Origin of the sequence: Frankia alni ACN14a, assembly GCF_000058485.1 — a bacterium.
Classification (GTDB): Bacteria; Actinomycetota; Actinomycetes; order Frankiales; family Frankiaceae; genus Frankia; species Frankia alni.
Genome location: NC_008278.1, coordinates 4,541,197 through 4,558,852, shown reverse-complemented (window position 1 = coordinate 4,558,852; position 17,656 = coordinate 4,541,197). Strand labels below are relative to the sequence as shown.

The 17,656-nt window shown below is 71.8% G+C and carries 13 protein-coding genes; 6 read left to right on the top strand and 7 right to left on the bottom strand.

Annotated elements, in window-relative coordinates; translation table 11 throughout:
* Positions 1-151: 151 nt before the first annotated feature.
* The 4 genes from FRAAL_RS18320 to FRAAL_RS18305 all read right to left on the bottom strand — a co-directional run bounded on the left by FRAAL_RS18320 (position 152) and on the right by FRAAL_RS18305 (position 8,095).
* Positions 152-5,842: a tetratricopeptide repeat protein gene (locus tag FRAAL_RS18320; RefSeq protein ID WP_011605319.1), complete on the bottom strand. Its 5,691-nt coding sequence runs from the start codon at positions 5,840-5,842 to the stop codon at positions 152-154.
* 79 nt (positions 5,843-5,921) lie between these two features.
* Positions 5,922-6,851 carry a hypothetical protein gene (locus tag FRAAL_RS18315; protein ID WP_011605318.1) on the bottom strand — a complete coding sequence of 310 codons (930 nt, stop codon included), beginning with the start codon at positions 6,849-6,851 and terminating at the stop codon, positions 5,922-5,924.
* Complete coding sequence (locus FRAAL_RS18310) at positions 6,848-7,276, bottom strand: hypothetical protein (RefSeq protein ID WP_041939465.1); 429 nt, start codon at positions 7,274-7,276, stop codon at positions 6,848-6,850. Before FRAAL_RS18310 ends, FRAAL_RS18315 begins: the two co-directional genes overlap by 4 nt.
* A 63-nt stretch (positions 7,277-7,339) precedes the next feature.
* The gene (locus tag FRAAL_RS18305; protein WP_083866837.1) at positions 7,340-8,095 is read right to left on the bottom strand and encodes a hypothetical protein; all 756 of its coding nucleotides are present in this window, start codon (positions 8,093-8,095) and stop codon (positions 7,340-7,342) included.
* Between the two features lie 306 nt (positions 8,096-8,401).
* On the opposite strand from FRAAL_RS18305, the gene FRAAL_RS36415 reads away from it, so the two are divergent.
* Both FRAAL_RS36415 and FRAAL_RS18295 read left to right on the top strand, forming a co-directional pair.
* Positions 8,402-8,617 carry a hypothetical protein gene (locus FRAAL_RS36415; protein WP_231861071.1) on the top strand — a complete coding sequence of 72 codons (216 nt, stop codon included), beginning with the start codon at positions 8,402-8,404 and terminating at the stop codon, positions 8,615-8,617.
* A gap of 108 nt (positions 8,618-8,725) precedes the next feature.
* Positions 8,726-10,048: a wax ester/triacylglycerol synthase domain-containing protein gene (locus tag FRAAL_RS18295; protein WP_231861715.1), complete on the top strand. Its 1,323-nt coding sequence runs from the start codon at positions 8,726-8,728 to the stop codon at positions 10,046-10,048.
* Between the two features lie 67 nt (positions 10,049-10,115).
* On the opposite strand, the gene recD2 is transcribed toward FRAAL_RS18295, so the two are convergent.
* Positions 10,116-12,386 (bottom strand): SF1B family DNA helicase RecD2, encoded by a 2,271-nt coding sequence (gene recD2 / locus FRAAL_RS18290; protein ID WP_011605313.1) that lies wholly within the window; start codon positions 12,384-12,386, stop codon positions 10,116-10,118.
* 404 nt (positions 12,387-12,790) lie between these two features.
* On the opposite strand from recD2, the gene FRAAL_RS35610 reads away from it, so the two are divergent.
* From FRAAL_RS35610 to FRAAL_RS18275, 4 genes are all read left to right on the top strand, one after another.
* Positions 12,791-13,531, top strand: a complete 741-nt coding sequence (locus FRAAL_RS35610) for an SbcC/MukB-like Walker B domain-containing protein (RefSeq protein ID WP_083866836.1) — start codon at positions 12,791-12,793, stop codon at positions 13,529-13,531.
* Entirely contained in the window at positions 13,528-14,313 is a 786-nt protein-coding gene (locus FRAAL_RS34280) for a TIGR02679 domain-containing protein (RefSeq protein ID WP_011605310.1), read from the top strand. The genes FRAAL_RS35610 and FRAAL_RS34280 overlap by 4 nt, the downstream gene beginning before the upstream one ends.
* Before the next feature lie 42 nt (positions 14,314-14,355).
* On the top strand, positions 14,356-14,895 hold the full coding sequence (locus FRAAL_RS34275; RefSeq protein WP_011605309.1) for a DUF2399 domain-containing protein: 540 nt from the start codon (positions 14,356-14,358) through the stop codon (positions 14,893-14,895).
* A 137-nt stretch (positions 14,896-15,032) separates the two neighbouring features.
* Positions 15,033-15,587: a Uma2 family endonuclease gene (locus FRAAL_RS18275; protein WP_011605308.1), complete on the top strand. Its 555-nt coding sequence runs from the start codon at positions 15,033-15,035 to the stop codon at positions 15,585-15,587.
* A 112-nt stretch (positions 15,588-15,699) separates the two neighbouring features.
* Here FRAAL_RS18275 and FRAAL_RS18270 read toward each other — a convergent pair whose 3' ends face one another.
* Both FRAAL_RS18270 and FRAAL_RS18265 read right to left on the bottom strand, forming a co-directional pair.
* A complete protein-coding gene (locus FRAAL_RS18270) occupies positions 15,700-16,053 on the bottom strand; it encodes a VOC family protein (protein WP_041939463.1) in 354 nt (117 codons plus the stop codon).
* 176 nt (positions 16,054-16,229) lie between these two features.
* Complete coding sequence (locus tag FRAAL_RS18265; protein ID WP_011605306.1) at positions 16,230-17,546, bottom strand: YncE family protein; 1,317 nt, start codon at positions 17,544-17,546, stop codon at positions 16,230-16,232.
* Between the last annotated feature and the right edge of the window lie 110 nt (positions 17,547-17,656).

Here is a 17,656-nt window from a genome sequence, read left to right as displayed (position 1 = left end):
CGTCACAAACCGGTATTCACAACACGTAAGTGACAGATTACGTTCACATGGCGCGCCCGTCGTGGCGTGCGCTGGCGTCTTTCGAGTGAGCCTGTCGGTAATCACATGGTGGTTGTTGGTGATGGGCCGGGTTCTGTCGTCGGGATCGAGTTCATCGCAACAACGCGGCCGGGTCGCCGTGGCAGACGAAGGCTCCCCACAGGTAGGGGTCTGGGAACCTGTCGCGGACCCCGGTCTGGGCGTCCCGTAGTGCGACGGGAACTGGGGCGCCGTCAAGAAGTCGCTGGTAGAAGGTGGTCATCAGGTCCGCGGTCGCGCTGTCCGCGACGCGCCACAGGCTGGTCACGACGGCTCGGGCACCGGCGGCGGCGAACGCCCATCGCAGCCCCACGACGCCTTCTTCCCGCCGGTTCGCCCCAAGGCCCGTCTCGCAGGCGGACAGGACCACGAGTCGGGTGTGCCGAAGGTCGAGCGCGCAGACGTCGTCGGCGGTGAGCATCCCGTCGATGGCGCTGGGAGGAGTCGCACCACCGGACAGCCACGTGTTGATGCCGGCCAGCGCGAGCGCCGAGCGTAGCAGCGGATCGGTGCCGGTTGCCGGCAGGCCGGCGGGTGTCTCGGCGGCGGCCGGAAACTCCCCGGCAAGCGGAAAGACGCCTTCGCCGGGAACGTCGAGGACGTAAAACGTCTCGTAGTGGCTCGTGTCGGCGCTGGTCGGTTCCGGCAGAAACAGACCGTGGGTGGCCAGATGAAGCACGAGGGGCGAGCGGACGTCGGCCACGAAGCCCTTCAGCGCGTCGGTACCCAGCAGCGGTGCGACGGCCAGCAGGTCGGCTATCGCCTGCCCCTCCGACCGGGTCGACGGCAGTGCAGGGAAATACGGCGTGCCCTGGTCGCCAGCAGAACCTGGACGGGGACGGGACGAAGCGAGGTCGTAGTCGGGGTCGGCGAGCACGAGGGACGGTCCGCTGGTCCCGGGTCTCGACGGTCCCCAGGTCAGGACGTCACGTGGCGACGCCAGGTAGCTGATGGTGAATTCGTCGATCAATCGCCGTCCCCCTGCGGTCGGCAGTATCTGTAGTGGTAGCTGGGTCAGGTCGCCGTCCGCGACGACCAGGAGGGTGCTGCCCGCGCCGTTCAGGTGCAGGCGGATCGGGTCGACCAGCGCCCGGCAGAGGGCCAGGGCATGCGTCTCGCGCGCGACGGCGCGACGGAAGGCCTGGTCGGGTGCCTCGGCCGGCAGCCGGCCGGAGTCGAGCAGGCTACGCAAACCCGCGACGTGCTCGTCGATCGGCCCGGCAGGGCCGAGGTCCACCACCTCAAGCGGCGTCTCGGGATCGGGCACGACGACGAAGGCCAGATAGCGCATCGGATGGCTGACGTCGAACAGGTCGCCCTCCGGGGCGCGGTGCCGAGGCGGGTGACCGAGCGCTGCGTTGGCGAAGTCGACCACCGCAGTGCGGACGAAATGCACCAGAGTGGCGTCTGCCGGAAGCCGTTCGACCAGCCGATCGAGATCGACCGAGCCGAGCCGGGTGTCGCGGTCCCGCAAGGGCAGGCGGCCGGCGAGCAGTCGCTCGAGTTCCTCCCGACGCCGCCGAAGACGGTCCGCTTCGGCCGGCCCGTCGCCGGACGGCCGCCGATCCAGTTCCGTTCGCGCCAGCCGAGCCCGCACCCGCGCCAACTCGCGGAGGATTCCGGCTAGCTCCGGCGCGTCCCCGCGCAGCCCGATCTCCCGCTCGTACCGAAGGTAGGCGGCATTCAGCGCGTGGCGTCCGGCGACGAGGTCCCACAGCCGTCGCGCGAGCGCGGCGCCGATGGGACCAGGCTGGCCTGCTTCGGCCGCGGCGGAACCGTCGCCGACGTCCGACCCGACGTCCGACCCGACGTCCGACCCGACGTCCGGGTCGGCGAAGACCACGGTGAGGTAGGCCTCGACCGTGGCCCACCGCTGCGCGAGATAGACGGTCCTGGCTCGTTCGGAGTTGCTGGACAGAACGTCTTCCAGCCGCTCGTCCTCGATCGTGACGACTCGGTCCAACAGCTGCCTGGCGGCGTCTCGTTCGCCGAGCGCCGCCTGCAGGTGCGCGAGGGCAAGCAGGCTGCCCGTCGCCGTGGGCGCCATGTCGACCGCCTCACGTAGCAGCTGGTGGGCGGCGCGAGGGCTGCCGGTGACCGCCTGGCAACGGGCGAGCTGGGTGAGGTGCAGAGCACAGCCGGGATGCGTCGGCCCGTAGACGGCCCCCGCGATCCGCACCGCCGATTCGGCCAACGACATCGCGGTCCGGTGCGCGCCGATACTCAGATAGAGCGCCACCAGTGGAGCCAGGGGCTGCAGCTCGAGCGGATGGTCGTCGCCGAGGGCGGCGCGGACGATCTGAATCGCGGTCGTCAGATGTTGTGACGCGGCGAACCGGTTTCCGTTCAGAAGTTCCAGCTCGCCGAGGATCCCGAGGGCCGCGCCGTAGCGGGGGTGCTGGCTGCCCAGTTCCCGCCCGCGGCGTTCGGTGGCCGTCGTGGCGAGCTCGATCGCCTGGTCGATCTCGCCGAGCTCGGCCACGATCCGTGCCTGGCTGAGCAGCAGGGCGGTGTCGTCCTGACCGGAGCCGGACAAAGCGGCGCGGGCGAGTTCGATAAAGGATCTGGCGCGTTCGGGGTGCCCCTGACCGGTGAGGCAGACCGCGAGTTCGTTCAGCGCGTTGGCGGTCCGAGGGCTGCCGCGCCCGTGCGCCAGCTCGAGGCGGCCCAGGCAGTGCCGCACGAACGTCTCGGCCTGCGCGAAGCTGCCCTCGGCGCGCAGTGCCATGGCATACACCAGCAGCGCCTCCGCCGTGCGGAGGTCGTCCGGACCCCAGGCGTTCGCCGCGAGCTCCACAGCTTGTTCGGTCAGTGGCCGCGCCAGCGCGGACTGCCCGTTGTTGAGTAGCAGCGAGGCCAGGTTGGTGCGAGCGGTGACCCGGTTGTCCGTGCTGGAATCGCGGTGCTCGGCGAGCTGGAGGGCCTGCTCGAAATGCTGCCGAGCGCCATCGACGTCTCCCTGCCGTTGCCTGACGCCGCCGAGAGCGGTGTGAGTCTGCCCCAGCATGCTGCCGCGCAGCGCCGATGCGCGTTCGGCGAGCACGGTCAGGTGCTCGGCGGCAGCCTGGTCCTTGCCGGTCGCGGCGAGGGCCAGCGCGAGCTGAAGGCGGACGTTGTCGATGCGGGTCTCGTCCCGTTCGTCGGCAGTCGTGAGGATGTCGAGGGCATCGCGCAGGAGCTCTGGAACTCCGGTGAGGTTGCCGCGCGCAGACTGGGTCTCGGCGAGTCGGGACTGCAACGCCGCCACGTCCGGGTCGCGCCGGCCGACCGCATCCTTGGCGACGGACAGCGCGGTGTCGAGCAGTCGTTCGGCCTCGGCGAGGTCGCCGCTGTCGGTGGCTTCGCGCGCCTGTTCGGCAAGTAGGCGATAGCGCTTCCAGCCGGGCGTGAGTGCGCCCACGGCCGCGTCGTCGGTGCTGGTGGTGCTGTTGGTGCTGTCGGCGGTGGCGCTGCGGTCGGCGGCGAGCTGTTCGGCGAGTACCGCGGCGCGCGCCTCCAGACGCGGTAGCGCCGAGAGGTAGGGCACGGCCGCTGCGAGGCGAGCAGCCGCCTCCTGCCCGCGACCGTCGTCCGCGTACGCCTCTGCGAGCTCGACCAGTTCCTCGACCAGCCGGGGGTCATCGGGTCGGCAGTGCCCCCGCAGCGTCGCGAGTGCCTGCTCGTGCAGCTCGACGGACGCGGCGAAGTCACCGGTGCGGTAGTGGACGTTGGCGAGGTTGTGGCTGATCGCGAACAGCGCCGTCTGGTCGTCGGGAGTGTGCGTTCGGACGTAGGAGAGCGCGCCGGTGTACCACGCGCGCGCCTCGTCGTACCGTTCCATCCGGTAGTAGACGTCCGCGACGGCATTGAGCTGGTGCCCGCGCGGCCCGCCGGGGCGACGGCGGGCGTCGTCGACGACCTGTTGGCGCACCCGCAGCTCCGCCTCGATGTCGCCGAGCCCGAAATACGCGGCCGCGACTCTCCCGAGCACCTCGGGTATCTGCTGGTCGAGCGGGTCGTCCAACGCGGCGACGGTCGCCAGCGCCGCCGCGGCTGCCTCGAGCGCGTCGTCACGGGCGCCGACCGAGGCGTTCAGCGCGGCAAGATCGCTTTCGGTCAGCGCCTGCTCGGCGCGATCGGCGACGCCTGCGTCCAGCTGCCGCCACACGTGGAGGGAACGGGTGAGCCAGGCGCGGGCGTCGTCGGTACGGCCGGCCGCCTCGCACACCCGCGCGATGTCACGCATCGACTGCGCGACTCGCGGGTGGACGTCGCCGTGCGCGTCGCGTAGCAGCCGCAGCGACCGCTCGCACAGGTCGACGGCATCGGCTGGCGCTCCCCGGTCGAAGATCACCTCTGCGAGGCTGGTCAGCAGCCGCGCCAGCGCGTCGACTGCGTCGGCGGTCTCGAAGCGCGGGTCGTCGACGGCCTCCCGCAGCACCGACTCGGCCTCGCCGGGCAGACCGTTGCCGACCAGGACTGCAGCCAGGCCGCGGAACACGCGGGCCGCGTCGGCGGGGGCGACCGTCGCCTCGCCGTCGCGCAGGATGCCGAGCGCCTGCTCGTAGACCGTCGTCGCCTCGTCCAACCGGCCCAGCTCGGTGAGCACGGTGCCGTAGCTGGCGAGCAGACCTGGGAGCCTTGCTCTGTCACCTCGCTGCAGGACGCTGAGCGCGCGGTCGAAGGCGTCGAGAGACTCCTGCGTCGAGCCGGTCCGGTACAGCAGAACGGCGGTGTTGGCCAACTGCTGGCCGTGCTCGGCGGAGCCCTGGCCGTAGATCCGCCGCGCGAGTTCTGTCACCTCGGGTGCCAGCTCGGCGGCTGCGGTCAGCGCGCCCTCGGCTTCGAGAGCGAGCAGTCGGCGTGCCAGTCGTTGGTAGCGAGCGACCTCGGCCTGGCTGTCGCCGCCGCCGTCGCCGCCGTCGTCGTCGGCAGGCCGGCGGGCGACGCCCTGGTCTGAGCGGTCGACCTGGGCCGCAGTTGCTCCGCGACTGGGCGCCGCCGGCCTCGCGGCTGATGCCAACCGGCGTAGGTCGGCGATTCGTCGCCACGCGACGGGGGAGACCACATCAGGATGCTCCTGCGCGAGGGTCTCCATGGTCTTGAGGAAGCGTCGGGACAGCAGGAAGGGCCATTCCTTGACCAGCTCGGCCACCTGCCCGTCTGATCCGAGGTCGAGGTCGAGCAGGTGACCGACGACGTCGTTGCGCAGGTCAGGGTCGATGCGCAGAAACATCTGGTCGCGGACGTCGTCTCGGGCGGCGGCTGCGGCCGGGAGTCCGGCGCGGGCGGCGATCGACAGGTGGGTGTGGGCCTCGGCGAGCTGGTCGATCGATTCCGGGTCGGCCTGGAGGACCACGCCGAGGTTGAGATGGGCGGCTGGTTCGCCGGGGCCGAGCCGAACAGCTTCTCGCAGGTCCGCCAGCGCTTCGCGCAGGTCGCCGGAGCGCGCCCGCACCCCGCCGCGATCCGACCACAGGTACCACGCTTCGGGATCGTCGTCGATCAGGCGGTCGAGGTCCGCCAAAGCCTCGGCGACGCGGTTCTCCAGCGAATAGGCGATTGCCCGGTTGTACCTGGCGTCGGCATTACCAGGGGCGCGAACCAACACCCAGCTCAATTCGTCGACCGCGGCTGGAACCTGCCCCACCGCGAGCAACGCCAACCCTCGACCGAACCGCGCCCCGACGTCGTCGGGGTGGCTGGCGAGATGGTCGGTGTAGGCCGTGAGCGCCTCTTCCCACCGGCCCAGGCCGCGAAGCTGGTCGGCGCGCTGTGTCGTCATCCCCGTAGTTCCCCGTCCACCTGCGTGCCATGCCGTTCGTCCTGGGCGGTCGTACCGTTCACCCCCGCTGTGGGAATCGTCAGGGGTGTTGGTACGTCACCGCTGTCGTGACGTTCTGCCGCCATTGCACGCTCAGCGCGGTACTGACCGCAACCTCTTCGCCTCGATTCGCCGGCAAAGGAAGATGGACGGCCGCGATGAGATCGAAGCGGTGCAGGTCGAAGCAGACTCGCACGGCATCGGCGTAAGCGACTGCCGCCGCCACCGCGCCTCGGTAGGCCGCAGCCGAGGCGAGCAGCGGCACCGCCGCTATCAGCAACCACCACCCGGTTGTGGCGAGCAACCCGACCGCGGCGGCTGCCACGGCGGCGAAGGTGACGGTCAGCCGGGCCGCCACGTCCAAGCCGTCGCGCCGGTCGTCAACGATCGCTCGGTTCGCCGAGCCGAGCAAAGGATAGAGCCGAGGCCAGGCCACGACCGCGTCCCATCCATACTCGCGTCCGGCGGTGTCCTCCATGGACGCCAGAACATTGCCGAGCGCGGTAGCACGGACCAGATACTCCGCGCTCGGATAGTGGGTCCGCAGCCGCACGGCGACCGCCCCGGCCCGCTGGACCTCCTCGACGGACGGTGCGGTCGCCGTTCCTGACACGGTGGGCACCGCCAACGTCGCCAACTGGCGGCGTCGGCGCACCTGGCGGCGCCGCGCGAGGTCGAGGCCCAGCCATCGGGGCCAACCGCCTTCGAGGACCCGCACCATCGACAACTGCAGCGGCGCTGCGAGTAGCGCGACGACCAGCAGCGCCATGCCGACCACCACGACCTCGCCTGCGCTGGCGTCGGTCGCGGTCTGCCAGGCCCGGTGTGCCGACGGCGGGCTGCCCGGGGCTCCTGCCCACACCAACGTCAGGACGGCCAGCGCGCCGGCAGCCGTGGGTACGTAACCCACCAGCAGCAACCGACCCGACAGCAGTGCCTGGGCCGGCCGGGCAATTTCCCCGAGCGTCACGTCGCGAGTCCCATTGCCGCGTCGCAGGCCACGCAGCGGGGCGGGCTGCCGTCGTCATGGACAACGCGAAACTCGGCCGGGTGAGCGGCATCGGTGGGGCACAGGTACCGCAGCACGACAAACCGGGTCGAGGAACCGGGAAGTGTCGCGCCGTCGCTGTCCCCGATGCCGCGCGTCGTGGTGAAGCCCGCGCCGGGTGCGCCTAATCCGAACAACAGGCGCAGGTACGACCGGGAGGTGCTGCCGATCGAACGCCCGCCGACGGCCAGCCGAATCGCTTCCAACCTGGTCTCGTGCGCGAAGATCCCGGCGACGGCAGCCAGCGCGTCGTCGAGTGTCGCGTTCGGTGCCAGCCGCAGAGTCGGGCCGTCGGTCGCCGCCTCGTGGTCGACCAGGATCTCGAAGGTGTCGAGTGGCGTACTCAAGTCTCCTCCTTCAGACACACGTCACCGCCAAGTTCTCCTCGCCGCCTACTGCCAGCCAGCGAGTCAGCGACTCGCGACGGTAGCGCCTGGGTCACTGAAAACCGCCCGCCCGACGACGAGGACTCCGCGCTGCGGAATGGCGAAATCGCGAAGGAATGCCTGGGCGGGAATCGGCCCCGGTTCGCCGAGACGTACACCGCGGACCGTCGCGGCGCTGTCGGTCACGACCCACAGGCGCAGGGGATGGGCCGCGAACTGCTGCCCGTCCGGGGCGAGGCCGGTCAGCCGTACCCGGCCCGCCCCGAGCGCGGCGCCGGCGAGCCGCGACATGGCGCCGAGCAGCGGGCGGGAACGCCAGGCGCGGTCCGGCAGGGCGGAACCCAGGGTGCTGAAGAGTCGGGTCACCGGTGTCGCCCCGACCGTCACCGTCCAGTCGAGATCGCCGTCGGCGGCGGTGACACGGAATGTCCGCGGACCAGTCCAGTCGAGGTGGATCGGGCCCTGGCGCACCTCGTCGACGGCCGAGCCGAAGTAGCGGGTGCAGGCCAGCTCGGCGGGCTGGTCCTGGTAGAAGGTCCAGCGGCCGGCGGGGTCGCGATGCCAGACCGACCGGTAGCCGGGGCCGAGCGAGGACGCCGGAAACCGGCGCAGACCCAGGACGTGCCCGGAACGGAACGGAAGGCCCATGACCCCGTAGCCCGCGAACCGGTCCTCGCCCGCCGGAGGCCGCCGATCCTGCTGAGCCACCCCGTTCGTCCGGGCTGGCCGCACGTGTGACCGGTGTTCGAGGTCGTCGACGACGTCGCGTGGCTCGCGCATGCCCGGACTCTGCCACGGCCCACGGCCGCCACCTGCGCCATGACCTCATGACGACACCGCGGCGGCGGCGGCCGCCCTCGCTGCCGCCTGGGAGTACTACCGCGAACTCGCCGACCGGGGCCCGACGTACCTTCCCGACCAGGACGTCTCCAGCTGGATCCGCTTCAACCTGACCGCCTACCATCAGCAGGCGCAGACCGTCCAGGGCCGACTCGACCGCTCCGGACGGGTAGGGGCGCACTCGCCGCCTTCGCGGAGACCACCGGTCTGGACGAGCGGGTCGTCACCGCCCGGCACGACGTGGCCATGGCCGGACGCGTCCGCCGCTCACGCTACGAACACGCCGAGGGCCTGAGCCTGCAGCAGGCGCAACGAGATCTCCGTGACCTCACCACCGCCGGAGTCCTGGAACCGGTCGGTCGGACCCGGGCCCGCTACTACACGGCAGGCCCCCGCTTCCCCCAACCGGCACTGGACATCGCCCGCACGCCCATGGTCCTGAGGAATCCCTACCCCGACTGAGGAGAGCGCGGGAACGCGGGCTGCTGCGATGATTCCCCGGGAATGCCCGACCGCGGAGGGGATGGCGCTGTGCAGGATGATGGCTCCGTGCACGATCGGTCGTTGACGATGGGGGATCACGCCTATCTGGCCTTCACCCGCCGTTTCCCCGGTGAGTTCCTCGACATCGGGGCGCTGTTGTATGTCGGCGGCCCGCCGTTGGACCTCGCCGGACTGCGGGCGCACGTCGCCGACCGGCTGCGCGGGGCGCCACGGCTGTCCGAACGACTCCATGCCGCCGCGGCGCCTGCCGCGGCGGCTGCCGGGGACCGCCGCGGTCGTGGGTCGCAGGCCACGCAGACCCTGCCCCGGTGGGCCTCGCGTGGCGACGTCGACGTGGACGACCACGTGACCGTCACCACCGTCCCGGAGGGGTCGGGCGACGACGGCGTGCGTCGCACGATCGACCGGCTCGCCACCCGGCCCGTCGACCTCGCTCGACCGCCGTGGATGCTCCACCTCCTGCGCGGGCACTGCCTTCCCGGCACCCTGGTGCTCTACCGGGCCAGTCACGTGCACCAGGACGGCGGCGCCCTCTACCGGGCGTTACAGCTGCTGTTCGGCGAGGGGGACGAGGCGGGTCTGGCCCTGCCGTCGGCGTTTCCCGCCCCCCGGGCGGGCGACTACCTGCGCCTGGCCGGTCGCAACCTGCAGGGGTTGGCGCCCACCCGGGCCCTGGCGGCCTGGGGTGGACCGTCGCGCGGCCCCGCCCGCCACACCTGGGCGACGACGGAACTCGACACGCTGCGCCGGATCGCCCGCCGGCAGGCGGTCACGGTCAACGACGTGTTTCTCGCGGCCCTCGCCGGCGCGCTGCGGCAGTGGTCGCTGCCGGAATGGGGCCGAACCCGTCGACCCATCCACGCGCTGATGCCCGTCAGCATCCGGACCAGTGCCGAGCAGGACCTGCTGTCGAACTTCACCACCGGGGTCCGCGTCCCCCTGCCCTGCGGCGAACCGGATCCCGGCCGGCGGCTCGCCCGCGTCGCCGCGCGCACGCGCCGGTTGAAGCGGGGTGGTGGCCTGGGGGTGGTCGAGCGTCATCACCTGGCCCTCGCCGAGCTGTCGCCCGGTGCCTCGCAGCGTTTCCTCGCTCACGTCGCGAGCTCGGGCTCGCGCACCCGCGAGGTCGCCCTCGTCGCCTCCAACCCGGGGAGCCTGCGCGGCCGGCTGGCCGTCGCGGGGCGGCCGGTCACCGGACTGGTCGGGCTGCCTCCGCTGTTCGTCGGCCGCCAGCACCTCACCGTGGGCCTGTTCGGCTACGGCGAGCAGGCCCGTGCCACCTTCACGGCGAGCGAGAGCGTCCCCCGCCACGAGACACTGCCGGACCTGTGGCTGGCCGAACTGGCCGAACTGGCCGACCTGGGGGAGCGCGCGGAGCTGGCCGGCTGACCGGCGCGGCCAGACGGCCGGTGATCGGCCGGCCCAGCCGTGGCGGGTGCCAGCCGAACGTCGTACCTCAGGTCCGCGGCGCCGCAGGCTCGACCGACGGGGCGATGCGGTGGGTGAGGGCGGTGTGGCGACGCCCGGCGCCCGGGGTGCGGACCGCGGCCGCGAGCGCCCTGCGGGAGCCCACCAGGACGACGAGCTTCTTGGCGCGGGTGACGCCGGTGTAGAGCAGGTTGCGTTGCAGCATCATCCAGGAGGAGGTGGTGAGGGGAAGGACGACGGCGGGGTATTCGCTGCCCTGGGAGCGGTGGATGCTGACGGCGTAGGCGTGGGCGAGTTCGTCGAGTTCGGAGAAGTCGTAGACGAGGCTCTCGTCCTCGTCGGAGAGCATGGTCAGCGTCTGGTCCTCGGTGTTGATGGCGGTGACGACGCCGACGGTGCCGTTGAACACCCCGGCCTTACCCTTGTCGTAGTTGTTGCGCAGCTGGGTGACCTTGTCGCCGACGCGGAACACCCGCCCGCCGTAGCGGCGCTCGGGTGCGCCTTCGCGGGCCGGGGTGAGGGCCTCCTGCAGGAGCAGGTTGAGGTTTCCGGCTCCGGCGGGCCCGCGGTGCATCGGCGCCAGCACCTGCACGTCGCGGCGGGGATCGAGCCCGAAACGTTGCGGGATCCGGCGGGCGACGATGTCCACCACCATCTTCGCGGTCTCCTCCGCCGGATGCAGGCCGGAGTCGTCGGCCGGCTCGCAGGTGAACCAGAAGAAGTCGCTGAAACCGGTCAGCTGCGGGGGTGTTCCGGCGTTGATCCGGTGGGCGTTGACGACGATGCCGGACTGCTGGGCCTGCCGGAAGATCCTGGTCAGCCGGACCCTGGGGATCGCGTCGGCGGCGAGCAGATCGCGCAGGATCTCCCCGGCGCCGACGGAGGGAAGCTGGTCCACGTCACCGACCAGCAGCAGATGCGCCCCCGGCGGGACCGCCTTGACCAGCTTGTTGGCCAGGATGACGTCCATCATCGAGGATTCGTCGACGACCACCAGATCGGCGTCGAGCGGGTTGTCCCGGTCGTATCTGGGGTCGCCGCCGGGTTGCAGCTCCAGCAGCCGGTGGACGGTGGAGGCCTCGTGGCCGGTGAGTTCCGCCAGCCGTTTGGCGGCCCGCCCGGTCGGCGCGACCAGCACCACGCGGGCCTTGCGGGCCCGGGCGAGTTCCACCACCGACCGGACGGTGAAGCTCTTGCCGCAGCCCGGCCCGCCGGTGAGCACCGCCACCTTGCGGGTGAGCGCGAGCCTGACCGCCTCCGCCTGCTCGTCGGCGAGGTCCTGACCGGTCCGGCCCCGCAGCCAGCCCAGCGCCCTGTCCCAGTCCACGTCCGCGAACGACGCCAACCGCTCCTCGGCGCAGGTGAGCAGCGTCAGCAGCCCGCCGGCGAGGGACGTCTCCGCGCGGTGGAACGGCACCAGGTAGACCGCCGGGACGGTGGCGTCCCCGGCGGGGACGCCTTCGCGGATCACACCCTCGTCGGCGGCGAGCTGGTCCAGGCACGGGCCGATCAGTTCCCGCTCGACCTCGAGGATCTTCGCCGCATCGGTGATCAGGTTCGGGGCGGGCAGGAAGCAGTGCCCGTCGTCGGCGGCCTGCGAGAGGGTGTACTGCAGGCCGGCCTTGATCCGTTCGGGGCTGTCGTGGGGGATACCGACCGCCTGGGCGATGGTGTCGGCGGTCCGGAACCCGATTCCCCACACGTCGGTGGCGAGCCGGTAGGGCTGTGTGCGCACGACGCCGATGGACTGGTCGCCGTACTTCTTGTAGATCTTCACCGCGAGGGAGGTGGACACCCCCACTCCCTGCAGGAACACCATCACCTCCTTGATCGCCTTCTGTTCCTCCCAGGCATCGGCGATCTTCTTGGTGCGTTTGGGTCCCAGCCCGCGGACCTCGATCAGCCGGGCCGGCTCCTCCTCGATGATCCGCAGGATGTCGGTGTCGAAATGCGCGACCATCCGCTCGGCCATCGCCGGCCCGATCCCCTTGATCAGCCCCGAGCCCAGGTAGCGGCGAATGCCCTGGATCGTCGCGGGCAGCACCGTGGTGTACGAGTGCACCTGGAACTGCCTGCCGTACCGGGGATGGCTACCCCACTGCCCGGTCAGCCGCAGACTCTCCCCGATCTGCGCACCCAGCAGTGGGCCGACCACCGTCAGCAGGTCCGGACCGGACCGCTCGGTGGCCAGCCGGGCGATGGTGTAGCCGGTCTCCTCGCTGACGAAGGTGATCCGCTCCAGCACCCCCTCCACCACCGCCTGACGCGCGGCGTCAGCAGAAGAACGGGCAGTGGTCACAGCCAGCCATTATGCGAAGTCCCCTGCACGGCAGTTCAGCACCCCACACGCTGTCCGACGCTGGGGAACCCCGAGGACCGGCATCGACGCGGCGCTACTGGGACCGGCGCCGCGGTCCCCGGTCGAGGGCCTGACCCCGGAGGTGTCGAGGGTCGACGTCGCCGTCGTGCGCGCGGGCGCGGACGATCTCGAGCGCCGGCTTCGGGACGTGCGGCTCGCCGTCAGGGCCCGCCTCCGTGCCGCGGCGACTCTGCGTGACGAGCTGCGGGCCGTGGGGGTGGCGCGGGCGAAGGCCGACGCGGCCGACGAGGCGGTCGGCACGGCCGAGGTGCGCGCGGAGAGGGCCGAGGCCACCCGCGACCTTCCGAACCAGGTGGAACGCCTCGCCGACGAGCTCCTCGCGGATGTCGTCCGCATGGTCGACAACGCGCGCGACGCCGCGGTCAGCACGGTCCGCGACCGGGAGCGGGAGCTCGGCGAGACCCGTGACCGGCAGCGCGCGGTGCTCGCGCAGGCCGACCCGGCCCCGCCCCGCCCCGCTCCCGGTACTGCGCTCACGACCGGGCCCCGGGCACGGGTGCGCCCCTCTACCTGCTCGTCGACTTCGCCGACGGCGTCAACGCCGCGGAGCGGGCCGGCCTCGAGGCGCGCTCCAGCGGCTGATCGAAGCCGAACGGGCCGCGGACCCGTCCGCGGGCTACGCGGCGCACCTGCGCAAGGCCCTCGACTACCGGGACTGGCATGCCTTCGACGTGCGGGTGACCGACGCCTTCGGACGGGAACGCCGGCTCGGCCCCCGCACCGGCCTGAGCCAGGGCGAGCAGCGCGTCGTGTCCTACCTGGTCCTGTTCGCCGCGGCGGCCGCGCACTTCACCTCGCTCGCCCAGAACGAGCCGCGGGTCCCGCGCATGATCCTGCTCGACGACGCGTTCGCGAAGGTCGACGAGCCGACCCACGCGAAGCTGCTCGAACTGCTCGTCGACCTCGATCTCGACTTCATCCTGACCAGCGAACGCCTGTGGGGTAACGCCCCGGCAGTGCCCAGCCTGCACATCTACGAGTGCCTGCGCGATCCCCTGGTCCGTGGCGTCGCCACGCTCCACTACGAGTGGAACGGCCACCGCATCCACCTGGTCGCGCCGTGACCGCGCCACGACCTGTCGCGGCCGCACCGCAAAACGCGCTGACTGCGTCGCTGCCCGCGGCGACCGCCGGCTGGCTCGGGCAGCCGGCGCTGAGCCGGCTGTGGGACTCCGCCCGCCGGCGGCTGGAGGCGAACGGACTGCAGGCCCGGGGCATCCTGCGGCTGGGCAACGTCACCGTCGAGGAACGCGAGGCGTTCGGCCAGCTGCTGGGCGGCACCGTCCCGCTGCGCGACGGTGCGGCGGCGATCCGCCTCGACCTGCTGGACGCCCGGCTTCGTGCCTCGGCCGCGGCGCGCGGCGTCGTCGGCGTGCTCACCGCGCTCGGTCAGCCGGTGCAGGACCGCGCCGGTGCCCGGCGGGCCAGCCGCGATGCCTGGGACGAGGTCTGGGTCGACGCGGGGCAGGCCGCCGGCGCGCTCAGCGACGAGGAGTGGCCCCACCGGTGGCTCAACGCCGTCCGCCAGACCGGAAGCCTGACCCGCCTTGGCCCGCAGGGCGCCTCGGACCTGCTCGCCCAGGCCGTCACGGCGTTGGCCGTGGTCGTGCGACGCGCGGGGACCGAGCAGCGGGTCGTCGGTCGCGGCGAGCTCGCCCAGCAGGTGACCGGCACCGCCCACGGGCTCGACGACGGCACCGTCCTCGCCCGGCTCGTCCTGCGTGGGATCGCGACGGCCGCCGGCGAGGATCCCGCGTCGGCCACCCGGGACGCGCCCGCCCGTCGCGCGCTGTGGCGGTCCGCAGGGGTCGTCGTCGACGAGGTGTCCTCCACGGTTCTCACCTAGGGCCTGCGGCCGGCCGGTACGGGCTGGCGGGAACGCGGCCTCGTGGAGCGGGCCGACCACGGCCAGGAGACCCATCTGACGCTGCGCGAGGTCGCCGTCGTCGAGTGGGGCACGCTCGCCGGCACGGGGGGCAGCCGGGCGGCGGGCGCGCTTGTCCGCGTCTGCGAGAACCCGCGGGTGGTGGAGGCCGCCGCGTCGGCCGGGCTGACCGACGTGGCGCTGGTGTGCACGGCGGGCAACCCGTCGACGGTCGTGCTCGACCTGCTCGGACGCCTGCGGGACACCGGCGCGCGGCTGAGCTACCACGGCGACTTCGACTGGCCGGGGGTCGCGCTCGCGAACCGCGTCGCCACCCGGTTCGGCGCCGAGCCGTGGCGCATGTCCGCGGACGACTACGAACGGGCGGTCGGGGAGTCCCAGCGCCGTGCAGCTCCGGCACTGGCCCTGCGCGGCGAGCCGGTGGAGGCGGTCTGGGATCCGGAGCTCGCCGCATCCATGATCGCCTGCGGGGTCGCCATCCACGAGGAGTCGGTCCTCGAGACCCTGCTCGCCGACCTCGGCGCCCCCGCGCCCGCCGCGTAGCGCCGAGACCTGCCCGCCGGGAATCCGTCATCGCCGACGCGTACTGCAGCCCGACACCGGCAGGTGACCGCGCTACGCTGGTTCGCAGGGATCAGGCCTGTCGGGCCTTCTGAGGGAGGTGTGTCATCACCGCGGAGATGATCGCTCCCGCGTGGATGCACGAGCAGGTCACGGCGGAGCAGTACGACTCCTGGTCCGAGGAGCAGCGCGCGGGCATCGAGATCGTGGACGGGATGGTCGTCGTGAGTCCCAGCGCGTCCAAGCGGCACAATCGCCTGATCAAGATTCTCGCGGTGGCGCTGGAGGCCGCGGCCGGGCCGGACTGGAACGCGGACTTCGACTTCGATGTTCGGCTTCAGGACGTGCCGTTGACGAATCGGCGTCCGGACGTCGTCCTGTATCGGGCTGACACGATCGACATCATGCCGGCGCGTCCCGAGCACATTCTGCTCGTCGCCGAGGTGATCTCGCCGGGTTCGGAGACGACCGACCGGATCGTCAAGGCCGAGCAGTACGCCAGGGCGGGGATCTCGTACTACTGGAGGGTCGAGCAGCCTCCCGCCGGTGTCCCGGTCGTCCACACCTACGTCCTCGACCCGGCAACCGGGGCCTACCGTGACGGTGAGGTCTTCACGGGCGTCGTCGACGCCGTCGCGCCTTTCCCGGTCAAGATTGATCTTGCTCGTCTCTAGCGACGAGGACGCGAACCATCGTGGGGTCGACCGCAGCCCCCGCCGTCGGTCGGTGTGATCCGCTCCCGTGCCGGCCGATGCCTGGCCCGCGCGGGAGCGGATCACGGGTGCGTCAGCGGGGGAGCGGCTTGTAGAAGACCAGGCCGTTGCCCTTGTTGTCGTACACCACGGCGCGGCGCTCGTGGGCGTCGTCGTACGGGCCCTTCACGATGGCGCCGCCGTTGTCCTCGATCGCCTTGGCCGCGCCGTCGACGTCGTCGGTCTTGATGCCCACGACGACCTGGCCGTGGATGGGGTGATCGACGGCGGTGGCCAGGGCGAGGGTCACCGAGCCACCGTCGAGAGCCGCGTAGTGGGCGCCGTCGCGGAACTTCAGCGGGAAGCCGAGGGTCTCGGTGTAGAACTTGATCGATTCCTCGAGATCGTCCGTCGACAGGACGATCATCCGTACCTGCTGGTCGCTCATGGGTGCCTCCTGTGGCCGGACCGGTTCGGCGACCCGCACCGGGATGTCGCCGAACCGGTGGGGGTTCGCCGGTCGCGCGATTGTTGGTACATCAACAACCTAGTCCCTGGCGGCCGTGGCGGAGACGAAGTCGCGGGCCGCGTCCGGCAGCCGGGCGTCCCGGCGGGTCGGGGACGTCAGCGCATGATTCCGGTGTGGCCGAGGGAGTAGCGCCCGGGTTGTGGCCAGACGGCGAGCCCGTGCGGCTCGTGGCCGACGGGGATCTCGGTCAGCAGCCGGCCGGTCGTCGGGTCCGCTCCGCCCTGGCCGCCGGTGTCGAACACGTACACGACATTGCTGCGCCGCCCGGACAGCCACAGCCGGGTCCCGTCGGCGTTGACGTTGCCCATGTCGGGGGTGCCACCGCCGGGGATGGGCCAGGTGGCGACGATCTTCCTGGTGGCGAAGGAGATCACGGACACGGAGCCCTGGTCGCCGTGGTGGGGGAACGGGACCATGTCGGAGGTCATCATGCCGCCCCGGTTGGCGACGTAGAGGTAGCGGCCGTCGCGGCTGGGGTACATCCCATGGGCCTCCGGCCCGGTCGGGACGAAGCCGATTTTGGTGAAGGCGTCGCCGTCGATGAGGTCGACACCGCCTGCGTTCATGTCGGCGACGTACCAGATCCGGCCCGCCGGCTCGATCTTGATGTCCTGGGGGGCGGCGCTGCGCCCGAGGTCGAGGTAACCCAGGACGCTCTGGTGCACGAGATCGATCTTGACGAGCCGGCCGGCGAACTCGCAGGTGGCGATCGCGTAGGTGCCGTCCGGGGAGAAGTCGACGTGGTTCACGCCCGCGCACAGGCTGCCCACGTCGAGGCTGTGGCGCAGGGCGAAGGTGTGCGGGTCGCGGAAGTCGATGCGGTGGATCGCCTCGGCGATGACCATCGCGTTCGTGCCGTCGGGGGTGAAGTACAGGTTGTAGGGGTCCGCGACCGGCACGGCCGGGCCGGCGAGCCGCCCGGTCCGCGGGTCGATCGGTGACAGGCTGTTTCCGAGGTTGTTGTTCACCCACAGTGTCCGCAGATCCCAGGACGGGACCACGTGCTGCGGGGCGCGTCCCGTGCGGTAGGAGGCCACCACGCGCAGGGACTGCTGGTCGATGACGCTGACGGTGCCGTCGGCGAGGTTCGGCACGTAGACGAGCGCCGGATCGTCCTTCACGACCGGGCTCAGCATCCCGCCATGCGCGTGGGCGTAGACGTCCACGGCCGGCTGCGGGTCGTCGCCCTGAGCGGAGGCCGGGCCCGCCGGCAGGTGCGAGGGCGGCCTGGGCGAGGAGGCGGTCGCGTGGTCGTGCGACGCCTCGGCGTTCGCGCCGCCGCCGCCGGAGGCGATCAGGGCGACTGCGACAACAGCGACGATCGCTGTGACCACCCCGGCCGCCAGCAGTAGCCCCCGCTGCCGGAACGCGTGCCGGTCGCGGTGGCGAGTCGGGGATCCCCTGGCTGCCACGCGGTCAGCCTAGCCATGCCAGCCGACGCCGGTCCCGTCGACCTGCTGCAGCCACCCACGGGCCACCGCATCTTTCCCGGTCCGAACGAATCCTGACCTGTGACTGTCCG

Coding starts and splice junctions, on each gene's coding strand:
- FRAAL_RS18320 (WP_011605319.1), bottom strand. CDS start 5,842: ATGACGACACAGCGCGCCGACCAGCTTCGCGGCCTGGGCCGGTGGGAA.
- FRAAL_RS18305 (WP_083866837.1), bottom strand. CDS start 8,095: ATGCGCGAGCCACGCGACGTCGTCGACGACCTCGAACACCGGTCACAC.
- FRAAL_RS36415 (WP_231861071.1), top strand. CDS start 8,402: ATGGCCGGACGCGTCCGCCGCTCACGCTACGAACACGCCGAGGGCCTG.
- FRAAL_RS18295 (WP_231861715.1), top strand. CDS start 8,726: ATGGGGGATCACGCCTATCTGGCCTTCACCCGCCGTTTCCCCGGTGAG.
- FRAAL_RS35610 (WP_083866836.1), top strand. CDS start 12,791: ATGTCGTCCGCATGGTCGACAACGCGCGCGACGCCGCGGTCAGCACGG.
- FRAAL_RS18275 (WP_011605308.1), top strand. CDS start 15,033: ATGATCGCTCCCGCGTGGATGCACGAGCAGGTCACGGCGGAGCAGTAC.
- FRAAL_RS18270 (WP_041939463.1), bottom strand. CDS start 16,053: ATGAGCGACCAGCAGGTACGGATGATCGTCCTGTCGACGGACGATCTC.